Below are 21,820 nucleotides of genomic sequence, written 5' to 3' on the forward strand. Positions count from 1 at the left end.
GCTCGGAATCACAGGGGAAAATCGGTTCATGACGCACCTCGTTATGAGTTCGTACTCATGGCGTGGGACACAGTCGCCCGCCGAACCGGGATAGTTCGGGGCGATGCAGGAAGGGTTATCGGGAAAGGGGCGCGCGACAGCGCGACGCGTTGCCGCGTGCGGCGAGGCTACTGTTCGCGCTTGATCTCGATCTCGTTCAGCCAGCGCACGTGGCGCGGGCCGGTCTTGATGTCCTGGCCCGAGACCAGCAGGAACTGTCCCTCGCCGGCATCCAGCGGCTTGCCATCCTTTTCATAGGCGACCAGCACGTCCTTGCCGATGGCGGTGTTGAACAATTCGTTCCAGGAAAACGTCACCACGTAACCGTCGGTGGCACGCGCGATGATCACCATGCGGCGCGTGTCCTTATGGCCCTGCTCGTCGATGCCGGCGTGGTTGATGAGATCGGTCAGGCGCACGCCGCGGAAGTTGTTCACCTTGGCCACGGTGGCGCCGGACGCGCAGATGACGTCGACGGGTCCCGTGTCGCGTCCGGCCAGGGCCTTGATGGCCGCCAGATCGAAATCGCGCGTTGCCTTGACCGCACCCGTGACGTGTACGAGGGAACTTGGCGTACCGTGATGTCTCGGAGCGGCGTCGGTCGCCGTGGGGGTTTGCGCATGCGCCGTCGCGGCGACCAGGCCCAGAACCAGCAGATAGCTCAGCAAGGTTTTCATACGTTCCTCGGGTATGTGCTTATGTATATAGCGGGCGAAGGATAGGTGTCCTGGCCCCGCGAAGAATTGACCGTCGTCAAGAGGCCGCTACGATTCGCCGTGTGCCGGCCAGCGAGCGCCGAACGATTGGACAGTCGGATGGCGATGCGGCGCGGTTTGTGCGGCTTGGGCAACGGAATGGCCGGTGCCACGGACTTTGCTGCGGCACAACGTCGCGGCATGTTTCAGATCAGCAGCGCCACGGCCTTGATCTGCGCCCACACCGGCAGGCCTTCGCGCAGTTGCAGGCGGGCTGCCGACTGGTGCGATACCCGCGCGAGCAATCGGGTGCCGCCAGCGCGCAGTTGGAGTTGCAACTGGCCCCCGGGCAACGTCGACAGCGATTGCAGCACGGCCGGAATGATGTTCAGCACGCTGGTGTCGGTGCGCGCGCTCAGGGCCACGCTGACATCGCGCGCCTGTATCCGCAGCCGTACGCGGGTGCCGATCGGGTGTGCTGGGCCGTGGGCGTGCAGAGTGCCGGCAGGCGTGTCCAGCATCAGCAGGCCGTGGCCGTCGTCTCCGAGCACGCTGGCCTCGAGCACGGCGGCGGCGTCATCACGCAGGGCCAGCGGCAGGTCGGGCCGGTTCAGCACCTCCAGCGCCGGGCCGGCGATGCGTACCCGGCCGGCTTCGAGCAGGACCAGGTGGTCGGCCAGGCGGGCGGCCTCTTCCACCGAGTGGGTGACGTAGAGCAGGGGGATGCAGGCTTGCCGCCGGATCGCCTCCAGGTACGGCAGGATGTCGGCTCGCCTATCGACGTCCAGCGCGCTCAGCGGCTCATCGAGCAGCAGCCATCGCGGCTGGCACATCAATGCGCGGCCCAGTGCCACGCGCTGGCGCTCGCCGCCGGACAGGGTGGCCGGTGACCGTGCCAGCAGCGGGCCCAGCGCCAGCTTGTCGATCCATTCCCGCATGACGTCAGCATCTGTACCGGCACGGCGCCAGCCATAGCGCAGGTTGTCGTGCACCGACAGATGCGGCAGCAGGGCCGTCTGCTGGAACACCACGCCGACCGGGCGCCGGTGCGGCGGCAGGCGGAGACGTGCGTCCTGCCAGATCTCGTCATCGACGCGCACCAGGCCGCGCGCCTCGGGTTCAAGGCCGGCGATGGCACGCAGCAAGGTGCTCTTGCCGCTGCCGGAGGGGCCGAACACCACGGTGACGCCCTGCGCGGGCAGCGACAACGCCACGTCCAGGGTGAAATCCCTGCGCTGCAGCCGCAGGCGCAATTCGATGCCACGGACAGTGTCAGTCATGCACGAGCGCCGTACGCCGCCCCAGCCACTGCATCACCAGCAGCATGCCAAAGGAGAACACCAACAGCCCGGCCGCCAGGCGGTGGGCGTCGCCGTAGGCCATGGCCTCGACCTGGTCATACAGCAGCACCGAGAGCACCCGGGTCTGGCCGTCGATGTTGCCGCCGACCATCAGCACCACGCCGAATTCGCCCACCGTATGGGCGAAGCCGAACAGCGTGGCGGTGACCAGCGCCGGTCGCGACAGGGGCAGCACCACGCTGATGAAGCGGTCGAGCGGCGAGGCGCGCAACGTGGCGGCTGCCTCCAGTACGGTGGTGTCGATCGAGGCAAAGCCCGACTGCAGCGGGTGCACCACGAACGGCAGCGAATACAGCACCGAGGCGAACAACAGGCCCTGGAAAGTGAATGCCAGGGTGCCCAGCCCCAGCGACGCGGTGAGTTGGCCGATCGGTCCGTGGATGCCCATTCCCAGCAGGAGATAGAAGCCCAGCACGGTGGGCGGCAGCACCATCGGCAGGGCCACCAGCGCGCCGATCGGGATCCGCCAGCGCGAACGCGTGCGCGCCAGCCACCAGGCCAGCGGCATGCCCAGCAGCAGCAGGATCGACGTGGTCAGCCCGGCGAGCTTGAGGGTGACCAGGATCGCGGTCAGCGTGGGAGTCATGCCGGCCGTCGCGGGGCCGGTTCCATCTCAGTCATAACCGTGGGCTGCGATGATTCGTCGGGCGGCATCGTCGCGCAGATATCCCAGGAAGCCAATAGCGGCCGGATTGTCGCTGCCGCGATTCAACAGCACCGCACTCTGGATGATCGGCTGGTGCCAGCTGGCGGGAACCAGCCAGGATGAGCCGCCTACCTGCTTTTGCGATTCCATCACCAGCGAGCGCGGCAACAGGCCGGCCTCGGCATTGCCGCTCAGCACGAACTGGGTGGCTTGGCCCACGTTCTCGCCGAGGACCAACTGCGGCTTGAGCGCATCCCAGCGGCCGATGTGCTGCAGCGCCTCGCGCGCCGCGGCGCCGTACGGCGCCAGGTCGGGGTTGGCGATCGCGAACTTGTGGAAGGTGTGGTTGCGCAACACGTTCCCTCCATCGTCGACCAATGCCGGGTCGCGGCTCCACAGCACCAGCCGGCCGGTGGCATAGTCATACAGGGATGAGCGTACGGCCAGGCCTTCATCGACCAAGCGTTTCGGCGTGGTGTCGTCGGCCGCGAGCAGGACGTCGAACGGCGCGCCGTGGTGGATCTGCGCGTACAGCTTGCCGGTCGATGCGGCACTGATCTCGATGCGGTTGCCGCTTTGGCGCGTGTATTGCTCGGCCAGCAAGCGAGCCACTTCGGTGAAGTTGGCGGCCACGGCAACGCGCGCCTGGGCGACAGGTTCCGTGGCTGCGGCAGCGTTGTGCGCAGGCCATGCGACCAGGCCGGCGATGGCCAGCAGAGTCAGCAGAACGCGACGAATCGGCATCTGGATATCCTCGAGTGCAATAGGCCACCCCGTGTCCCTCGCCGATTCACCGATGCGGAGGTGGCTGCTCGCATGATGTGGTTCGATTTATACACACGGCAGGATCGAATGAGTTGATATCGGTCAACTTGCCGCAGCCGCCTGGCGCAGGCAGGGTACCGCCCTTGCAGGGCGGCGCGTGATTCATGCTGTCCAGGTTGTCGCCGCCTGGGGAAAAATACCCAGGCGGCAGGCAGGAACTCCGTCAGCACGTACGCGATACGCAGCGCTTGAGTTCCCCGGGCCGCAGCCCGAAGTGCCGGCGGAACGCATCGCTGAAATGGCTGAGGTTCGAATAGCCCACGTGATGGCCGGCGGCGCTCACATCCATGTGCCCGGACTCGATCAGCTGCCATGCCTTCTGCATGCGCTCGTACTGGTAGACCGCGTGAATGGAGTGTCCGTAGAGGCTGCGGAAACCCTGTTTCAACTTGAACGTGTTGAGGCCGCTGGCGCGCGCCAGCTGCGCCACCGTGGGTGGATTGGCCAGGTCGGCGAGCAGCAGGTCGCGGGCATGGCTCACGCGTTCGCGTTGTGCGGGAGTGAGCCGGATGGAAACGGGTGACCGGCTGGCCGTGAGCATGCGCGCCAGCAGTTCTAGGCTCTTGGCATCACGCAGCAGGTGGGAGCTTTCATGGGTCAATAGAACCGCGACCAGTTCGTTGGCCGTGCGCAAGGTATCGGCGTCGGCTGCGGCCACGCACGGCTTGCAGTACCGGTCCAGGCCTTCGAGGAAAGTTTCGCCCAGCTCACCGCCCAGCTCGAACAGTCGTTCGCGTTGCAGCAACAGGTCGACATGCTGCGCACAGGGGGTCGAACGCGTGTCCGGGACGCCATCGCCCAGCGACATCGCGAGGGCATCGTGCGGTCCGATACGAACCGTTCGCGTGCCGATCTGCAGCAAGGCGTGGCCACGCAGCCAGACCGAAAGATGGACGTCTTGCCGGCCATCTGCCGATACCAGCAGCTCGCCGCAACCATATCCGCTCAGCAAGCCGCAGGGCAGCTGGTGCGTCACGCCCGGACCCCGGCTACATGCGTGTGGAGGGGTATGGCGGGCACAGGTGGACAACGCACCGGCCGCGGACGTACCCCCAACCGTAAAAACTCCCGTTTTGGGCAACGCGTTTGCGTGATCGGGTAGCTGGCGTAAATGCGAATAAATATCATTCATTGGACAAGCCTACCGGATAACTCCTGTCATGCACGCTTCCGCCTCGTCTTTCGCCCACCATGTTTCCATCCATCGCGCCCGTGCCACCGGGTGCGGCGTTACGTCGCGCCGGACGGCGTTGGCGTGCGCGTTGCTGGCCTGCCTTCTGCCTGTGGCGGGCACGGCCTTCGCCGCCACGCCGGCGGAGGTGGCGACCGATCTCACCCCGGTGACCGTGACCGCCACCTTGTCCGCGCACGACACGCGCAAGGCGCCGGCGTCGGTCACCATCGTCGACCGTGCGGAGCTGGAGAAGGTCAACCCGCAGAATCTGCTGGAGGCGGTGCGCACGGTGCCCGGCGTCACCCTTTCGCCGCGCCAGGTGGGCGGGCGCAAGACGATTTCGCTGCGCGGCATGGAAGGGCGCCATGTGCTGACCATGGTGGATGGCCGCCGCATCGTCGCCACCGACGACGTGGTGGGGCATTCGGACTACCAGTACGGCTGGCTGCCGATGTCGGCGGTGGAGCGCATCGAGGTGATCCGCGGGCCGATGTCCACGCTGTACGGCTCCGAGGCGCTGGGTGGCGTGATCAACCTGATCACCCGCAAACCGACCGATCATTGGGAAGGCGAGCTTGGCCTGCACGGCGCCGCCACCGAGGCCAATGGCGGCCATCGTGCCGGCGCGATGTCGGTGTACGCCGCCGGGCCGCTGAGCCACTGGGCGAGCCTGCGGGTGAGCGGCTACAACGCCATCACGCCCGCCGTGGCCGATCCGGACGACACCCGTTACACCGAGCTGGAAGGCGGCCGCGTGCATGCCGGTACCGTCGGCACCACGCTGAAGCTCGGCGAGCGGCAGAGCCTGGAGCTGAATCATTTCCAGGGCCTGGAAAAACGCAACTACGATGATGTCTCGTCCGCGGGCGTGGGCTACGAAAACCGCTACGACATCCGCCGCCGCCAGACCGACATCGCCTGGCGCGGCGACTTCGGCGACTGGCGCGGCCAGCTGCGCGCCTACGACGGCAAGACCGACATCACCAACAACCGTACCCACGGCGTGGCCCCGACGCGCCCGCAGACGCTGGAGGACAAGGTGGTCGACGGCCACGCGGTGGTAGAGTGGGGGCAACGCCAGCAGCTGACAATCGGCGGGGAAGCGCGCCGCGAAGCGCTGCAGAACGCGGGGCTGAAAAATGGCCACGACGAGGCCACGCACAAGGCGCTGTTCGTGCAGGACGAGGCCGCCCTCGGCGAACGGTTCGCGTTGACTACCGGCTTGCGCTACGACCACCACGAACTGTTCGGCCACGAACTCAGCCCGCGCGCCTACCTGGTGTGGGAGGCCACGCCGGAGCTGGTGGTCAAGGGCGGCTACGGCCATGCCTTCAAGGCGCCCACGCTCAAGCAGATCTCGCCCACCTACGTGGGCGCCGAGGGACCGCACTCCTTCCTCGGCAACGGCAATATCAAGCCGGAAACGCTGGACTCCTTCGAGCTTTCGGTGGATTGGCAACATGACGGCGTGAACCTGTACGCCACCGCGTTTCGCAGCGACGTGCACGACCTGATCACCTATCGCCTGCTGCAGGTGATCGGGCCGCGCCGCATCTACCAGTACGACAACGTAGACAAGGCCCGCATCAGCGGTGTCGAGGCCGGCTTCGGTTGGGACATCAGCCCCGCATGGTCATGGCAGGGCAACCTTACCGCGCTGGATACCGAAGACCGGATCACCGGCAAGGAACTGGAATACCGGCCCAAGACCAGCCTGGCCTCGCACGTCGACTGGACCGGCCAATCCGGTTGGTCGGCCCGCCTGGGCGTGCAGCGCACGGGCACGCAGTATTCCGCCAGCGGCGAGTTGCCTGCGTATGCGTTGTGGAACGCCAGCGTGGGCAAGAGCCTCGGCGCCCACTGCGAGCTGCGACTGGCGCTGGAAAACCTCGGCAACGTCCGGCTGGCCGAGAAGTCGCCGCTGTTCGGCTACGCCGAGCGCCGCCGCACCGTCTCGGTCGATCTGCGGGTGAGCTTCTGAGATGGCCACGGCACGATCCCCTGCGGGCATCATGCGCTGGATGCTGCTGGTCGCTCTCGCGCTGGCCAGCCTGTTCGCGCCGGGCCCGTCGGCGCAGGCGACGTCGGCGTTGTTCGTGGCTACCAGCAACGTGCCGCCGGGCAAGTTCAAGGTGCTGGAGGAAATCGCCAGGCCGCACGGCATGACAGTCGAGGTGCGCTACCTCGACAAGCTGCCGGCCGACGCCGGGCCGGACGTGTTCGACGGCCACGACATCGTCTTCATCGACAGCTACCTGCAGGGTGCCGTGCGCGCCAAGCTGGGCAAGGCGCTGGCCCAGACCCGGCTGCCGGTGGTGTGGGTGTACGACAAGGCACCCGCCGCGCAAGGCATGCCCGCGGCGCTGGCGCAGCGCCTGGCCAGCTATTACTCCAATGGCGGTCTCGGCAATTTCGAGGGCTTCTTCGCCACCACGGTCGCGTGGCTCGGCGGCAAACCGGCCACGGGCACCGCCGCGCCCGTGGTGGTGCCGGAGACAGCCATCTACCACCCCGATGCGAAACAGGTATTTGCCGACACGGAAAGCTATCTGCGCTGGAAGAAGGTTGGTGACGGGGCGCGGCCGCCGGTCATCGCCATCGCCTTCCACGAGCAATACGTCGCGGCCCTGCAGACCCGGCTGATCGACCACCTGATCCGTCGCGTGGAAGCCGCCGGCGCCATCCCGTTGGCCTTCTACTACCCGGTCATGGGCAAGGACAGCATGGGCGACATCCTGGCGCCGCATGGCCGGCGCGTGGCCGATGCCGTCATCACCACGCGCATCATGCTGAGCCCGGACGAGCCGCGGCGCGAGATGGAAAAGCTGGGCATTCCGGTGATCCAGGCGATGCCCTACCGCCAGGGCGACGAGGCCGAGTGGGCGGCCGATCCGCACGGCGTGTCGCTGATGGACGTGCCGTTCTACATGGCCCAGGCCGAGTACGCCGGCATCGTCGATATCCAGGTGGCCTCGGCCATGGGCAAGAGCGACCCGCAGTTGCAGCCGATCGAGGCGCAGGTACAGACCATGGTGAACAAAGCGCTGCGGCTGGTGGTGCTGCAGCGCAAGCCGGTTCACGACAAGCGCGTCACGATGTTTTTCTGGAACTACCCGCCGGGCGAGAAGAACCTCTCCGCCTCGTTCCTCAACCTGCCGCGCAGCCTCGTCGCCACCCTCACGGCCATGCAGCACGCCGGCTACGACACCCACACCGCCGATGCCGACGAACTGACTGCCCGGCTGCAGCGCCTGCTGGCGCCGTATTACCGCAGCGGACGCCTGCAAGGCCTGCTCGACGACGATCTCGCCGTGCGCCTACCCGTGGCAGATTATACGAAGTGGCTGGCTACGCTGCCCGCGCCGGTACGTGAGCGCCTATTGCGCGAGAGTGGCGATCCAGCCACCTCGCCGATGGTGCTGGGCAAGGGCAGCCAGACTTATTTCGTGATACCGCGCTTGCGCCTGGGCAAGGTCACGCTGATGCCGCAGCCGCCGCGCAGCGGCGCCATCGACGACAGGGAAAAGGCGCTCTACCACTCCACCACCGCCGCGCCCAGCCATTTCTACCTGGCCGCCTATCTGTGGGCACGCAGTCAGTCGGATGCCTTCGTCCACTTCGGCACCCACGGCACCCAGGAATGGCTGCCGGGCAAGGAGCGCGGCCTGTCCGTGTACGACGACCCGATGCTGGCGCTGGGCGACGTGCCGGTGGTGTATCCCTACATCGCCGACAACATCGGCGAGGCGCTGCAGGCGCGTCGGCGCGGCCGCGCCGTCATCATCAGCCACCAGACGCCGCCGTTCCGCCCGGCCGGCCTGCACGATGAGCTCACCGCCATCCACGACCTGCTGCATCGCTGGCTGGGACAGATGGACGGTGCCGTGCGCACGCAGATCATGACCGACCTGCTGGCGCGCACGGCCAGTGCCCACATCGACCTGGACATGGGTTGGACGCCCGAGCGTGCCAGCGCGGAATTCCCCGCCTTCGTCGATGCGCTGCACGCGCATCTGCACGAACTGGCGCAGACCGCGCAACCGCTTGGCCTGCATACGTTCGGCACCGCACCGGCCACCGAGCACCGGCTGGCAACGGTGTTGCTGATGCTGGGCACGCCGTTCCGCGACGCGGCGGCGAGACATGCCGGCGTCCGCGGCACTCAACTGGAGGAGACGCTGGCGATCGACTACGACAAGCTGGTGCAGTCGCCTCCGTATGCATTGCTCAGGCAGGTGCTGGTGGAAGGCAGGGACCCGGGGCCGCTCGACGGCGACCTGGCGGCGATGCTGAAGCAGGCGCGCCAGTGGTACGCCGACATCGGCGCCGCCGGCGAATTGCCCGGCCTGCTCGATGCGCTGGCCGGGCGTTACGTCCCCACCTCCTACGGCGGCGATCCGATCAAGCGCCCCGACGCCTACCCGACCGGCCGCAACCTGTATCCGTTCGATCCTTCGCGCGTGCCCACCCAACAAGCGTGGGAGGCCGGCAAGAAAGCCGCCGAGGAATTGCTGCAGGCGCATCGCCGCGATACCGGCCAGTTGCCGGACAAGCTCACCTTCTCGCTGTGGTCGGTGGAGACCATGCGCCACGAAGGCCTGCTGGAAGCGCAGGCGCTGTGGCTGCTGGGCGTGGAGCCGGTGTGGGACAAGGGCGGCCGCGTGGAAGGCGTGCGCCTGGTCGACCGCAAGACGCTGGGCCGCGCACGGGTGGACGTGGTGTTGTCGATCACCGGCCTGTACCGCGACCACTTCCCCAATGTCGTCAAGCAGCTGGCCCGCGCCGCCCAACTGGCCGCGCTCGCCGACGAGGCGGACAACCCGGTGGCGGCGCACAGCAAGGCGGTCACCGCCGAACTGCTGGGTCAGGGCGTGGACAAGGGCGCCGCGACGGCCGCCGGGCAGACGCGGGTGTTCTCCTCCGCGTCGGGCCGCTACGGCACCGGCCTGGACGACGCCACGCTGGCCAGCGACAGCTGGAAAGGCAAGGCCGAAGGCGACCGCAAGCTGGCCGAGTTGTACCTGTCGAAAATGCAATACGCCTATGGCCCGGACCCGTCCACCTGGGGCAATCGCGGCGTGGCCGGCAACGACAAGCTCAACCTGTACGCCAGCCACCTGCGCGGCACCGATGGCGCGGTGCTGTCACGCACCTCCAACACCTACGGCATGCTCACCACCGACGATCCGTTCCAGTACCTGGGCGGCATCGGCCTCGCCGTGCGCCACCTCGACGGCAAGCCGCCGAAGCTCTACATATCCAACCTGCGTGGCGGCGGCTCGGGCAAGGTGGAGGATGCCGCGGGCTTCCTCGCCAAGGAGCTGTCCACGCGCGAATTCCACCCCGGCTACATCAAGGCGCTGGTGGCCGAAGGCTACGCCGGCACCTTGAGCGTGCTCGAATCCACCAACAACCTGTGGGGCTGGACGGCGGTGGCGCGCGAGGTCGTGCGCGACGACCAGTGGGAGGAAATGGCCGACGTCTACGTGCGCGACAAGTACAAGCTCGGCCTGGACGCCTGGTTCGAGAAGGAAAACCCGCACGCGCAGGCGCAGATCATCGAACGCATGCTGGAAGCCTCGCGCCAGGGTTACTGGAACGCCAAGCCGGCCACGCTGGAAACACTGAAGCAGCGCTACCGCGACCTCGCCACGCGCTTCGACGTGCACACCGACAACGCGCCGTTCCTCGAATACGTGGCCAGCGGCGCCCCGGCCGAAGTCGCCGGTACGCCCGCCGAAGCCGCTGCCGCTGCTCCCTCCACCGACGCGGCGGCGACGCCGGCACCGATGCAGCAAGTCAGCGGTATGCAACTGGAAAAAACCGCCCCCGCCGACAGCGCGCCCAGCGATCCACGGGCGCCATGGATCTCCGCCGCGCTGGCGCTGTGCCTCGCGACCGGCGCGGCCCGCCAGATCGCACGCCGCCCCCGACCGTATCGAACCTCGCACAAGGAAACACCATGAGTCAGATGCTGGAATTGCTGATGTATCAGGTGGGGCAGATCTTCCTGCCGCTCACCCTGCTGGTCATCGTGCTGCTGTTTGCCTACTCGCTGTACGCGCTGGGCAGCTTCGCCGTGATGCGCTGGCAGCGACGCCGACCGGCCGCCGCGGTGCCGGGCTTCGCCCTGCTGGAATGGGCCGCCAAGCATCCGCACGCCTCCGAGGATGACCGCGAAGTGGCCGCGCACCGCCTGCTGGAGATGCTGCGCATCACCACCCGCACCACGCCCATGCTGGGCCTGGTCGCCACCATGATCCCGATGGGGCCCGCGCTGAAGGCCTTGTCCGGCGGCGACCTGGCGTCCGTGTCGGACAACCTCGCGATCGCCTTCTCGGCCGTGATCCTGGCCTTGATCACCGCCGCCATCACCTTCTGGATCGTGTCGGTGCGTCGTCGCTGGCTGGCCGAGGAACTGGTCTGGCTGCAGACCAACCCGATCGCCGCGATGCGGCGCGAACTGCGGGAGGCGGCATGAACTTCCTCGACGACAGCGAGGCCGACGACCCGATCCTCTCCGTCGTCAACCTGATCGACATCTTCCTGGTGGTGATCGCCGCGCTGCTGCTCACCATGGCGAAAAACCCCGTCATGCAGATGATGCAGAGCGACAACGTCACCGTCATCACCGATCCAGGCAAGGCCTCGATGCAGATGCTGGTCAAGCGCGGCGAGAAGATCGAACGCTTCCGCTCCACCGGCCAGGTCGGCCAAGGCGAAGGCACCAAGGCAGGCGTGGCCTACCGCATGAAGGACGGCAGCGTGGTCTATGTGCCCGAAGCGGGTAGGCAAGGTGGCGACGCAGCGCGCGATGCGGGTGGGCAGGCACCGGCAAACTAGCCGCGATCGGATGGCGAAATGGCCGTTGATCTGTAACGCGCCGTGCCGCACGCATCGATGAGGGTGCAAATCGTCGACTCCGTTTGACCTGCTCCACCGCCGACCCTCTTCCTCCTGGTTGCGGATATACACTCGGATCATCTGTTCGTCTCGACTGACCGTCGAGAACGAAATAGCCGCGAGCCCAGAAACTCTACCCGACGAAGTTGCGCTTGCGCTATCCGTACACCGTGCATCTCCACTCGCGTAGTGAGTCCGAGTCCAGATGCTCAGTGCGGGCGGCGTCCCTCGCCTGTGTGATCGACGTTCCCCAGCTTTGAGTAGCGGGACGGTTTAGAGTCCGGTGTCACTTGACGTCACCCGCGACGTAAGCACGCTCTGCGCTCGCCTCTCTAAAGAAACCTGAGCGTGGAAGCACGATTGCCAGTTTGACGGCGGCGATTCGCAGGTGGCGCATCCAATCGGTAGCTGCCCGTCTGATCTTGGTCCAGGCTGTGTGAAAACTCTCTGAGTCGATAGACTTGTCCCACCGCGCCGACGAGAGTTGCCGATGGGACGTTTTGTCGAAGGTGAAGATCGCTCGCAGAGAACCTTGCTTCCCGAGCGCCTCGACGACTACGTGACGGAAGACAACCCCGTGAGGGTGGTGGACGTCTTCGTCGACAACCTCGATCTGACCGCGCTGGGGTTTGAGCGAGCGATCGCACAGGCCACTGGTCGTCCGGGCTATCACCCGGCCACGCTGTTGAAGATCTACATCTACGGCTACCTCAATCGCGTGCAGTCGAGCCGGCGTCTGGAGCGCGAGGCGCAGCGGAACATTGAGCTGATGTGGTTGACCGGTCGACTGTCGCCGGACTTCAAGACGATCGCCGATTTCCGCAGGGACAATGGTTCGGCGATCCGCCGGGTCTGCCGCGAGTTCGTGGTGTTGTGTAGGCGGCTGGATCTGTTTTCGCAGGCGCTGGTAGCCATTGATGGCAGCAAGTTCAAGGCGGTCAACAATCGCGACCGGAACTACACCCGCGCCAAGGTGCAGCGCCGGATCGAGCAGATCGAAGAGAGCGTGGCGCGATATCTGTCGGAACTGGACAGCGCGGATCGCCAGGGTGCAGCCCCGGTCGCCGAAGCGCGCACGACGCAACTTCACGAAAAGGTCGAGAAGCTGCAGTCGGAGATGCAGCGCATGCAGGCGTTAGCCAAAGAAGTCGAGGCCGCCCCTGACCAGCAGATCTCGCTGACCGACCCGGATGCACGATCCATGGCGACCAGCGGCAAGGGTACCGGCACCGTCGGCTACAACGTACAGACGGCGGTCGATGCGCAGCACCACCTGATCGTCGACCATCAGGTCACCAACATCGGTAACGATCGCAGCCAACTGGCGACCATGGCAAAGCGTGCGCGCACCGCCATGCAGGCCGAACACATGGAGGTTGTCGCTGATCGTGGTTACTTCAGCGGGGAAGAAATCGTGGCGTGCGAGGAAGTCGGCATCACCGCCTACGTCCCTCGTCCGCAGACCTCCAACAACCAGGCCAAGGGCCTGTTCGGCAAGCGGGACTTCGTCTATCTGTCCGAGACCGACTCTTACCGTTGCCCGGCCGGACAGTCACTGATCTGGCGTTTCACCACGGTCGAAAAGGGATTGACGCTGCATTGCTACTGGAGCTCTGCGTGCAAGGCCTGCCCGCTCAAGACGCAGTGCACCTCTTCGCCGCAACGACGCGTCAAACGCTGGGAGCATGAAGCCGTAATCGACGCGATGCAGCAGCGTCTGGATCAGGATCCAGACAAGATGCGCATCCGACGGCAAACGGTCGAACACCCCTTCGGCACCCTGAAGGCCTGGATGGGGTCGACGCACTTCCTGATGCGTACGCTCAACCACGTCAGCACAGAGATGAGCCTGCACGTGCTCGCCTACAACCTCAAACGCGTGATGAAAATCTTGGGCATTGCACCGCTGATGCAGACGATGTGCGCCTGAAGGCGCTTTGCACCCGAAATACCTCCGCCAAGGGCCGCGATAGCGCTCTTCGGTCTCGATCAGTTGCTCCGAAATTCAAGAGGCGAAGTCTTCGCGGCGGCGTCTGTAGGTGATCGCAAGCGGCCAGCAAACCGCTCGGCGCGGCCATTACGCCATCATTTGCAGCGCGCACGCGTTTTCACACAGCCTGGGCCGAAAGCGGACGCGGTGCCGGTTGTCGGAGTGTTCAGGCGAAGTGGCGGTGGCCGCATTCCCACTTTGGATCTAGCCAATCGGCGCGAGAAATCTGCCCAACACGGCACTACGGGCGCGCGTATCAGTGCAGCGCCCAGATGCTGTGCGGATCACCCCGGTGGGCACGACGCAGAGTCGCGAGGCCCATCCGCCAGAAGGCGAGCGTCAGCAACAAGGCCACTATGTCGACTAGGCAACGATGCCAATGCCCCCGGCAGGCGGCGGCTAAGAACTGCTCCCCGCTCCCGATCCAGCCGGCGAGCGGAATAGCCGCGGTCGTCAGTGCGCACAGCCACAACAGCTCGTATCCCGCGCGGGCCGGCTGGCGCAGGCAGGCCCACAGCAGACAGGCGAAGAACACCGTGTAGTACACCGGCCGGCCCAGGCCCGGCGCCAGCGCACCGGCCACGAAAACCGCCGATACGCCGGCCACGCAGCCTAGGCACACACCGAGGGTGAGTGCCGCCATGACGCGGGTGCGCAGCGGTTGCTCGGTCTGTCGTCGCTTGCGCCGGGACTCTATCCACAGGAGGTTACCGCTGTAGAACAGGAACGCGCCGGCCAAGCCGAGCACGAAGTACAGCCACTTCACCGCGTCATGGCCGAAGTTGCCGAAATGCAGCGCCTGCAGGCCGCGCAGCATGACCATGCCCGGTGTCATGGTTCTGGGGGCCACCTGATCGATCAGCGCGCCGGTGGCGGCGTCCAGCGTCACCGAGCCCAGCTGGTTGAGCTGGCGCTCCTCGACCACGCCGTACAACGTGGCTCGCGCGTTGGCATCGCCGATGTTGACCAGAGATATGCCCTCGACCTCGAGCGCGGGCATGGCCGCACGGCCGCGTTGTAGCAGCTCGGCCACCGGCAGCGTGGGTTTGGCCGCGTGCGCGGCGGCGACCTGCGGCGCGCCGTAGAAATCGCGCTCGAGAAGTTGCAGCAGCTTACCCTGGTAGACCAGGTACTGGAACGGAATCAGCAGCGCCAGCCCCAGCGCCAGCACCGCGCCGCTCCAGGCGAAGATCACGTGGAACGGCAGCGACAGCATGCCGATGGCGTTGTGCGCGTCCTGCCACAGGCGCTTGACGTTGCGGCCGGTGCGCAGGGCGAACAGGTTCTTCACCAGCGTGGGCGCGTAGAGCACCACGCCGCTGACCAAAGCCAGTCCGTACAGCAGACATACCATCCCGAACAGGTAGGTGCCGAAAGGCTTGGGCAGGCCGGCGGTGAAGTGCAGGTCGTAGATGAACTCGATGAAGTCCTGGCCGAAGGCGTCTTCTTTCAGCGTGTCGTGCGGCGAGAAAGTGAAACGGCGGGATTCGCCCGTGCCGGCCTCGAACCAGTAGGCCGAGGGCTGCGGCCCGTGTTCGCCGGGCAGGACCAAGTAGACGCTCTCGGCCGCCTGTGGGTGTTGCTTTAGCAGGTCGTCAAGCAGTTGCTGCGAGCGTGCCACCGGGTCGGGCGGCACGAGAGCGGCCGGGCCGGTACGGTTCCAGTCGGCGATCTCATGGCTGAATACGGTGATCGCGCCGGCATAGAAAGCGATGAACAGGGCCATGCCCGCGAGCAGGCCGACCCACGTATGCAGCGACAAAAACCGGCGTAGGGTCGCAGCCTTCATGCCGGTACCCCGATCCAGCCTAGGGCTTGGAGTCCATACAGCAGAACGAAGCAGGCGGCCGTCGCGCCGCCCAGCCAAAGCCATGCGCGCTTGGCGCTCCTGAACACGAACGCCAGCGTCATCATCGCAACCCAGGTCGGGAACGCCATCATCACCCAAGGCAGTGTGGTAACCCGCGGGTCGCCCGGCCACGCCAGCGCGATCAGCCCGATCAGCCCGACGCTCAACGGCAGGCCGAGTAGGGCGGCCGACATGCATCTAGCCCACATGATGGTCTCCTTGCTGCGATGACCACCAGGCATCCAGGTACGGCAGCAGCACCAGCACCAGCATCAGTGCGGTGAGCGAAGCGAACACGCCGGCCCATGGGCCGAGCGCCACGATGGCTGCCGTCGCGGCGAGCACCGTGGCGACCCAAGCCACGATGCGCAGCACGCGCACCCGCACGTGGGCGCCGGTCCACAGCCGCTGGTGCGCGCAGGCGAGGTAGAAGCCCAGCGCTGCCAGCGTGGAAAGAAACAGGTAGCTTGCGGTCATGTCGGTGATCCCATTCCCTCGTTAGAATCGCCAGTCCAGGCTCAGCGTGTAGCGGCGCGGCGCGCCGTAGTAGCCGCTGTAGCGCAGGGTGTTGATGTACTTCTCGTTGCCGAGGTTGTGCACGTTCAGGCGCACCGTGGCCTCGGGCAGGAACTGCCAGGCGACAAAGCCATTGAGCACCGCGTAGCTCCCCTGTTGCACGGTGAAGCCGCTGCTTTCCATGTTGGAGATGCCACTCTGCCAGCGCCCCCCGACGCCCAGCGAGATCGCGCGGTAGGACGGCAGGTGGGTGCTCAGCAGCAGGTTGACGGTGCGCCGCGGCACCCATGGGTAGGTGTTACCGCCATTGAGCCCATCCATCTCCAAGGCGGTATAGCCGGCCACCAGGTCAACGTTGTCGCCGAGCTTGCCGGTCGCCTCCAACTCCACGCCCTTGGACTGCACGTCGACCGGCGCGTAGATGGTCTGGCCGTACTCGTTGAACGCGCCGGTGGGCGTGGCCAGCCCTTCCTGGTCCGCCTTGAAAACGGCCAGCGTGGTCAGCAGGCGATGATCCAGCCAGTCGGCCTTGATGCCAGCCTCGTAGTTCACGCCCTTGCTGGCGTCGAGGTAGCGATTGTTCGCGTCGACCTGGTCCTGCGGCTGGTAGATGTCCGAATAGCTGACATAGCCGAGCACGTGGTCGCTGAAATCGAAAGTCAGGCCGCCGTAGGGGCTGGTGTGGCTGGTGGTCTGGTCGAAGTCCAACGCGTAGGAGCGGCCCTGCCGGCGATACTGGGAGTAGTTGACGCCGACGATCGCCTTGAGGCGGTCGGTGAGCGCGAGCCGGGTGGTGCCGAAGGCACGCTTCAGCCGCTGGTCGAGCTCGGAGTAGAGCGAGGGCGCGCTCCAGGACGGCTCCGCGATCGCATGAGTCGAATATGGGAAGGGCGGCAGCGCGCCCCAGGCGGGCGAGTCCGGGTCCGCGTTCTGCTCCCAGCCATCGGTAGAGCTTCTGGCAAGGCTCGCGCCGAACACCGCTTCCTGGTCGCGGCCGAACAGATCGAAATGACCGTTGAGCGTGATCGTACCCAGGTGCGCGTCGGCCTTGTCGATGCCGCTCCACGGATAGCCGTACAGGCCCAGGCCGGTGGCCGGGTCCAGCCCGGTGCCGAGCGCGTCGTAGGCGTAGAACATCTTTTCGTCGCCGGCCGCGCGGCGGTAGTTGTACGAGACCTTCAGCGTCCAGTCGTCGCCGAGCAGGTGCACGTACTCGGCGAAGGCGGTCTGGTTGGTGGTGTTCCAGTAGGTCCAGTCCTGGGTGGTAGTGGCACCGGTAGGCCACTCGGCCTGGGTGCCGTCGCTGTCCATGAAGGTCAGCGCGCCCCACATGATGCCGTCGGACTTGGCGCGCTGGTAGGAATAGCCCAGCGTCAGTGTGCCGTTGTCGCCGATCTGGCCATCGACCACACCGTACAGGTAGGTGCGCGTGTTGTGGTTGTCACTCAGGTACGAGCCGCTGTCTTCGCGCACGGCCACCGCGCGCCCGGCCCAGCGGCGATCGGCGGTTAACGGCGTGGAATAGTCCGCCTGCGCGCGAGTGGTGCCCCACGACCCATAGCTCACGCCGAACGACCCTTGGCGCTGGTTGGTCGGGCGCTTGCGCACGTAGTTGATGGTGCCGGCAGAGTTGCCCACGCCAGTGAGCAGGCCGTTGGCGCCGCGGATCACCTCCACCTTCTCGTAGCCGAAGCTGTCCATCGCGCCAGTAGAGACACCCCAGTTGTTGGGCAGTCCGGTGCCGTCGATCTGTGTGTTGAGGATGTCGAATCCACGCGCGCTGTAGCTGGTGCGGTTGGTTTCCCATTCGTCCACCTGCACTCCGGTGGCCAGCCGCAGCGCGTCATTGACGCTGTGCGCGTCGAAGTCGTCCATCTGCTCGCTGGTGATCTCGCTGATCGACTGCGGCGTATCTTTGACGGCTAGGTCGAGATTGGTGGCACCGGCGCTGGTGCGCTCGGCGCGCTGAGCGACGACCAGCACCTGGCCTAGGGTCGTGACGTCCGTAGGCGCAGAAGAGGCGTTACCCGGCGCAGAAGATGTGTCGGTGGCGTAAGCCTGGAACGTGGCCAGCAGGATGCTCGCGGCGAGCAGGGGCAGGCGGGGAAGGATGGCCGGGCGGTAACGGTGAAGGAGCATCGAAATTCCCTGATGATGGCTGTTGGATCGGCGCGCTCCGGAAAGGTCCGGCGCCCTTAAACCAGCATCATAATGAGAATGATTACTAATTGCATCACTCGGCGAAGCGGACACTCGCTTGGGAGGCAGAGTCCGATGTGGTTAATGCTTTCGACGGGTGTCCCGAACTAGAGGTGGCCCCCTTTCGGACCCGTCGTGAACAAGGTGAAAAATCGGCAAGCTAATGAGGCAAGGCGCAGTCCGAGTGCTGGTACGGTGTGCAGCTCCACCCCAAAAGTCACACCCACCACGAAAACGCCCTGCTCAAGCGCTTCGTGTCGACATCTGCGGCTGCACCACACGCTGTGAACGCCGTCAACATCTTCGAGGATCAGATTGAGCGCGTGCGCGGGGAGGTTGGCAATGACACCGTGCTGCTCGGCCTTCCGGTGGCGTGAATTTCCCCGTGGGCGCCGTCCTCCTGCACAAGGCGATCGGCCACCAGCTAGTTTGAGAGTTCTTGCCGGAAGCGGACGTAGGCGGAGTAATTGGGGAGCGTTATCAGGGGTAGGGCGTTTGCTTCGACCCAAAGCGGTTCTTGGGCGCTCCGGTCGGAGCGGCGGTAGGGACTGGCTATCTCGGTGTTCCGGGCCCTTTGTTTGCGCTAGCGATCCCTGGAAATTGGCCAGGGATGCTCTGATTTATTCCCCGTCTGCGACATCATAATAGTCAACAGTTCCAGCCCAACACCACGAAGCAGCGTTCGTTTGTCTCCTTGAGTTTTGAGTCGAAGAAGAAGCAGACGCGCCGGGAGAAATTTCTGGGCGAGGTGGACAAGGTGGTGTCTGGACGACACTACTAGGGCTGATCGAATCAAACTATATGACGTTCGGCCGTCGCGGCCGACCCCTTCATGCTCGCGTCGACGATGCTGAGCATCCATCTCATCGAGCAGTGGTACGTGCTGAGTGATCCGGCGCACATCAGTTCAGACTGCCAAGCGGTCGGTGACTTATCCAAATTGAGTAGGCGGGGGCAGCAAGTATTTCGTGGAGGCCTTGCCATCGAAGCGGCCAATACCTATCCGGATTTCTGGTCTACGACGCGACCGGTAAGTCCGTGTCGGTGCCGAACACGACGACTTGATACTTCATGGGAACAGCCTGGGCTGAGTTCTCGGACAGACTCCAGACAGCACTGCCGCTACCGCACCATGACCTCGCGCATGGTGCGGTAGCGGCAATTGCTCTAAGATGCGCGCTGCCTGAGGTGATCGCCGGTCTGGCCGGTGATTGAAACGGGAATCCGGTGCGCGGTTCGTGTGCAAACACGCATGGCTATTCCGGAGCTGCCCCCGCAACGGTGGGCGGGCCATGGTCTTCATCGGCCATCGGATCGACACACAGCCACTGTGCGCCACGCATGGGAAGGCATCGATTCGGAAGACGCAAGTCTTCGTCCGCGAGCCCGGAGACCGGCCACGGGTATGACCTGACAAGCGGTGGGCTTGTGTCCGGGGCCATGCCGCCGGCATGCCGCCGCCACGCTTCCTTTGCCGCCTGTCGCCACCTCAATGGTGCCGCACGGGTTGGTGCGGCCAAAGGAGCAGTCCACGTGTCGTTGCACGTCGTGTTTTTCCGTCAGTCCGTTCTGGCGGCTGCCTTGTTGTCTTTCCTTGCGCCCGTGTTCGCCGGCGATGCCGCGACCGCTCTCGATCAGATGGTGGTCACCGCCAGCCGCACCGAGCAGACCCGGCAACAAACCCTGGCCGCGGTTACCGTGATCGATCGCGCCGAGATCGAGCAGCTGCAGCCGAACTCGCTGCCGGACCTGCTGCGCGGCACGCCGGGCATGTTGCTAGCCAATAATGGCGGGCCGGGCAAGTCCACCTCGATGTTCCTGCGTGGCACCGAATCGGATCACGTGCTGGTGCTGGTCGACGGTGTGCGCATCGGCTCGGCCACGGCCGGCGGTGCGGCGATCCAGGATATTCCGGTCGACCAGATCGAGCGCATCGAGATCGTGCGCGGGCCGTTTTCCAGCCTGTATGGCTCCGAAGCGCTGGGCGGTGTGATCCAGATCTTCACCCGGCGCCCCGAAAGTGCGTTTTCGCCACATGCCAGCATCGGCGTGGGCAGCGATGGCGAGCAGCGGGTTAGTGCCGGTGTGGCCGGTCGCAACGGACAGGGCTGGTATTCAGTCGATGCCGCTCACGAGAACACCGACGGCATCAACGTCAGTCGGTGCAAGCCTCTGGCCAAGGGCGGCTGCTCGGTGATCGATCCCGATCGCGACGGCTACCGCAACAATTCGCTCAACCTGCAGGGCGGTTATCGCTTCAGCGACGCATGGGACGGCGACGCACGACTGTTCCGTGCCGAGGGCCGCAATGAGTACGACGGCGCCGTCAACGACATGGCCAAAACCGTGCAGCAGGTTGCCGGTGCACGCCTGCGCTATACCCCGATGAAGGACGTGTCGATCACCGTCAACATTGGCCGCAGCGCCGACGTCAGCGACAACTATCTCAAGGGCGTTTACGTCGGCAACTTCGACACCCGTCGCGATCTCGGCTCGTTGCAGGCGGATATCGGTGCGGTGGGCGGCCTGTTCAGTGTGGGCTATGACTGGCAGCGCGACCGCGTCGGCAGCAATACGGTGTACGCGGTGGATCACCGCATCAACCACGGCGTGTTCGGCCAATGGCAGCAGAGCTTCGGCACGCAGTCGCTGCAGGCCAGCGTGCGTCGTGACGAGAATGCCCAGTTCGGTGGCAAGACCACCGGCAGCGCGCTGTGGGGTTGGGAGATGAATGACACCCTGCGGCTCACCGCCAGTTACGGCACGGCGTACAAGGCGCCGACCTTCAACGAACTGTACTTTCCCGGCTACGGCAACCCGGATCTCGCGCCGGAAACGTCGCGCAGCGCCGAGCTGGGTTTGCGCGGTACGCATGCCTTGGGCCATTGGTCGCTCAGCGGCTTCGATACCCGCATCAATCACCTGATCGCCTACGACGCGGCCAGCATGGCGCCGGCGAATATCGACCGTGCGCACATCCGTGGCGTCGAGGCGGCGATGGACGGCACGCTTGCCGGCTGGATCTGGCGCACCAGCGCCACCTGGCTCGATCCGCGCAACGCCGCGCCGGGCAGCAACGACGGCAACGTGTTGCCGCGCCGTGCGCGTCGCAGCGCGCGGATCGACCTGGACCGCAAGCTCGGCGATTTCAGCATCGGCGGCAGCCTGTACGGCGCCGGCGAGCGCTATGACGACCTCGCCAACAGGAACCGCCTGGGCGGCTATGCACTGAGCGACTTGCGGGTCAGCTACGCCATCAATCCGGCCTGGAATCTACGCCTGTCGCTCAACAACCTGTTCGACCGGCACTACGAAACCGCGCGCTACTACAACCAGCCGGGCCGCAACTACCTGCTCACCCTGAACTACCGCCCGGTCCGCTGAGCGGACCCCATCAGCACGAGAGGACTGCCATGAAACCATTGTCCCGCAACATCTCGACCAGCCTGTTCGTCACCCTGGCCGTGGTGATGGTCGCCACCCGCTTCCATCACCTGGGTTCGCTGCTGCACCTGCCCGATGCGTCGATGGCAGTGTTCTTCCTCGGCGGCCTGTACCTGCGCAAGCACGGGCAGTTCGCGCTGATGCAGGGACTGGCGGTGGCGGGCGACTGGGCTTCGGTC

16 protein-coding genes, 2 pseudogenes and 1 riboswitch are annotated in these 21,820 nt (G+C 65.7%); of the genes and pseudogenes, 9 read left to right on the plus strand and 9 right to left on the minus strand.

The features are described 5' to 3' along the window. Positions 1-167: 167 nt before the first annotated feature. From RHOFW104R8_RS14860 to RHOFW104R8_RS14880, 5 genes are all read right to left on the minus strand, one after another. Positions 168-716 carry a molybdopterin-dependent oxidoreductase gene (locus RHOFW104R8_RS14860; RefSeq protein ID WP_068091807.1) on the minus strand — a complete coding sequence of 183 codons (549 nt, stop codon included), beginning with the start codon at positions 714-716 and terminating at the stop codon, positions 168-170. A 224-nt stretch (positions 717-940) separates the two neighbouring features. After that, positions 941-2,014 (minus strand): molybdenum ABC transporter ATP-binding protein, encoded by a 1,074-nt coding sequence (gene modC / locus RHOFW104R8_RS14865; RefSeq protein ID WP_068091805.1) that lies wholly within the window; start codon positions 2,012-2,014, stop codon positions 941-943. Continuing rightward, a complete protein-coding gene (modB, locus tag RHOFW104R8_RS14870; protein WP_068091803.1) occupies positions 2,007-2,681 on the minus strand; it encodes a molybdate ABC transporter permease subunit in 675 nt (224 codons plus the stop codon). Before modB ends, modC begins: the two co-directional genes overlap by 8 nt. Positions 2,682-2,708: 27 nt before the next feature. Further along, positions 2,709-3,485: a molybdate ABC transporter substrate-binding protein gene (modA, locus tag RHOFW104R8_RS14875; RefSeq protein ID WP_235604289.1), complete on the minus strand. Its 777-nt coding sequence runs from the start codon at positions 3,483-3,485 to the stop codon at positions 2,709-2,711. A gap of 244 nt (positions 3,486-3,729) precedes the next feature. Continuing rightward, positions 3,730-4,698 (minus strand): AraC family transcriptional regulator, encoded by a 969-nt coding sequence (locus tag RHOFW104R8_RS14880; RefSeq protein ID WP_082823653.1) that lies wholly within the window; start codon positions 4,696-4,698, stop codon positions 3,730-3,732. A gap of 130 nt (positions 4,699-4,828) precedes the next feature. Here RHOFW104R8_RS14880 and RHOFW104R8_RS14885 point away from each other — a divergent pair, with 130 nt between their 5' ends. The 5 genes from RHOFW104R8_RS14885 (at position 4,829) to RHOFW104R8_RS14905 (ending at position 13,573) form a co-directional block, all read left to right on the plus strand. Next, complete coding sequence (locus RHOFW104R8_RS14885) at positions 4,829-6,721, plus strand: TonB-dependent siderophore receptor (protein ID WP_201028708.1); 1,893 nt, start codon at positions 4,829-4,831, stop codon at positions 6,719-6,721. Position 6,722: 1 nt separating this feature from the next. Next, on the plus strand, positions 6,723-10,706 hold the full coding sequence (gene cobN / locus RHOFW104R8_RS14890) for a cobaltochelatase subunit CobN (RefSeq protein ID WP_201028707.1): 3,984 nt from the start codon (positions 6,723-6,725) through the stop codon (positions 10,704-10,706). Further along, a complete protein-coding gene (locus RHOFW104R8_RS14895; protein WP_068091797.1) occupies positions 10,703-11,221 on the plus strand; it encodes a MotA/TolQ/ExbB proton channel family protein in 519 nt (172 codons plus the stop codon). Before cobN ends, RHOFW104R8_RS14895 begins: the two co-directional genes overlap by 4 nt. Beyond that, on the plus strand, positions 11,218-11,583 hold the full coding sequence (locus RHOFW104R8_RS14900; protein ID WP_068091794.1) for a DUF2149 domain-containing protein: 366 nt from the start codon (positions 11,218-11,220) through the stop codon (positions 11,581-11,583). Before RHOFW104R8_RS14895 ends, RHOFW104R8_RS14900 begins: the two co-directional genes overlap by 4 nt. 550 nt (positions 11,584-12,133) lie before the next feature. Next, positions 12,134-13,573, plus strand: coding sequence for an IS1182 family transposase (locus tag RHOFW104R8_RS14905; protein ID WP_068091791.1), 1,440 nt, complete (start codon positions 12,134-12,136; stop codon positions 13,571-13,573). Positions 13,574-13,889: 316 nt separating this feature from the next. Here the strand turns inward: RHOFW104R8_RS14905 and RHOFW104R8_RS14910 are convergent, their stop codons facing one another. The 4 genes from RHOFW104R8_RS14910 to RHOFW104R8_RS14925 are packed head-to-tail and all read right to left on the minus strand — an operon-like array spanning position 13,890 to position 18,137. Then, the gene (locus tag RHOFW104R8_RS14910) at positions 13,890-15,422 is read right to left on the minus strand and encodes a PepSY domain-containing protein (protein WP_068091788.1); all 1,533 of its coding nucleotides are present in this window, start codon (positions 15,420-15,422) and stop codon (positions 13,890-13,892) included. Next, a complete protein-coding gene (locus tag RHOFW104R8_RS14915) occupies positions 15,419-15,676 on the minus strand; it encodes a hypothetical protein (protein ID WP_407071451.1) in 258 nt (85 codons plus the stop codon). Before RHOFW104R8_RS14915 ends, RHOFW104R8_RS14910 begins: the two co-directional genes overlap by 4 nt. A gap of 4 nt (positions 15,677-15,680) precedes the next feature. Continuing rightward, complete coding sequence (locus tag RHOFW104R8_RS14920; RefSeq protein WP_068091782.1) at positions 15,681-15,959, minus strand: hypothetical protein; 279 nt, start codon at positions 15,957-15,959, stop codon at positions 15,681-15,683. Positions 15,960-15,980: 21 nt separating this feature from the next. Then, the gene (locus RHOFW104R8_RS14925; protein WP_082823655.1) at positions 15,981-18,137 is read right to left on the minus strand and encodes a TonB-dependent siderophore receptor; all 2,157 of its coding nucleotides are present in this window, start codon (positions 18,135-18,137) and stop codon (positions 15,981-15,983) included. A gap of 257 nt (positions 18,138-18,394) precedes the next feature. Here RHOFW104R8_RS14925 and RHOFW104R8_RS17505 point away from each other — a divergent pair, with 257 nt between their 5' ends. The 4 genes and pseudogenes from RHOFW104R8_RS17505 to RHOFW104R8_RS14935 form a co-directional block, all read left to right on the plus strand. Next, the gene (locus RHOFW104R8_RS17505) at positions 18,395-18,574 is read left to right on the plus strand and encodes a hypothetical protein (RefSeq protein ID WP_153021662.1); all 180 of its coding nucleotides are present in this window, start codon (positions 18,395-18,397) and stop codon (positions 18,572-18,574) included. A gap of 254 nt (positions 18,575-18,828) precedes the next feature. After that, positions 18,829-19,095, plus strand: a pseudogene (locus RHOFW104R8_RS17735) (hypothetical protein); the annotation flags it as partial. Positions 19,096-19,366: 271 nt separating this feature from the next. Next, a riboswitch (cobalamin riboswitch) is annotated at positions 19,367-19,614 on the plus strand. A gap of 116 nt (positions 19,615-19,730) precedes the next feature. Further along, positions 19,731-21,581, plus strand: a complete 1,851-nt coding sequence (gene btuB / locus RHOFW104R8_RS14930; protein ID WP_068091780.1) for a TonB-dependent vitamin B12 receptor — start codon at positions 19,731-19,733, stop codon at positions 21,579-21,581. Positions 21,582-21,610: 29 nt separating this feature from the next. After that, positions 21,611-21,820 (plus strand): annotated as a pseudogene (locus RHOFW104R8_RS14935) (hypothetical protein); the annotation flags it as partial.

Origin of the sequence: Rhodanobacter sp. FW104-R8 (assembly GCF_001617365.1) — a bacterium.
In the GTDB taxonomy this organism is placed as follows: domain Bacteria; phylum Pseudomonadota; class Gammaproteobacteria; order Xanthomonadales; family Rhodanobacteraceae; genus Rhodanobacter.

Bases quoted from the DNA above. Each gene is read 5' to 3' on its own strand.
- modC (WP_068091805.1), bottom strand. From the start codon at position 2,014: ATGACTGACACTGTCCGTGGCATCGAATTGCGCCTGCGGCTGCAGCGC.
- RHOFW104R8_RS14915 (WP_407071451.1), bottom strand. From the start codon at position 15,676: ATGTCGGCCGCCCTACTCGGCCTGCCGTTGAGCGTCGGGCTGATCGGG.
- cobN (WP_201028707.1), top strand. From the start codon at position 6,723: ATGGCCACGGCACGATCCCCTGCGGGCATCATGCGCTGGATGCTGCTG.
- modB (WP_068091803.1), bottom strand. From the start codon at position 2,681: ATGACTCCCACGCTGACCGCGATCCTGGTCACCCTCAAGCTCGCCGGG.
- RHOFW104R8_RS14910 (WP_068091788.1), bottom strand. From the start codon at position 15,422: ATGAAGGCTGCGACCCTACGCCGGTTTTTGTCGCTGCATACGTGGGTC.
- RHOFW104R8_RS14905 (WP_068091791.1), top strand. From the start codon at position 12,134: ATGGGACGTTTTGTCGAAGGTGAAGATCGCTCGCAGAGAACCTTGCTT.
- RHOFW104R8_RS14920 (WP_068091782.1), bottom strand. From the start codon at position 15,959: ATGACCGCAAGCTACCTGTTTCTTTCCACGCTGGCAGCGCTGGGCTTC.
- RHOFW104R8_RS14860 (WP_068091807.1), bottom strand. From the start codon at position 716: ATGAAAACCTTGCTGAGCTATCTGCTGGTTCTGGGCCTGGTCGCCGCG.
- modA (WP_235604289.1), bottom strand. From the start codon at position 3,485: ATGCCGATTCGTCGCGTTCTGCTGACTCTGCTGGCCATCGCCGGCCTG.
- RHOFW104R8_RS14880 (WP_082823653.1), bottom strand. From the start codon at position 4,698: ATGAATGATATTTATTCGCATTTACGCCAGCTACCCGATCACGCAAAC.
- RHOFW104R8_RS14925 (WP_082823655.1), bottom strand. From the start codon at position 18,137: ATGCTCCTTCACCGTTACCGCCCGGCCATCCTTCCCCGCCTGCCCCTG.
- RHOFW104R8_RS14900 (WP_068091794.1), top strand. From the start codon at position 11,218: ATGAACTTCCTCGACGACAGCGAGGCCGACGACCCGATCCTCTCCGTC.
- RHOFW104R8_RS14895 (WP_068091797.1), top strand. From the start codon at position 10,703: ATGAGTCAGATGCTGGAATTGCTGATGTATCAGGTGGGGCAGATCTTC.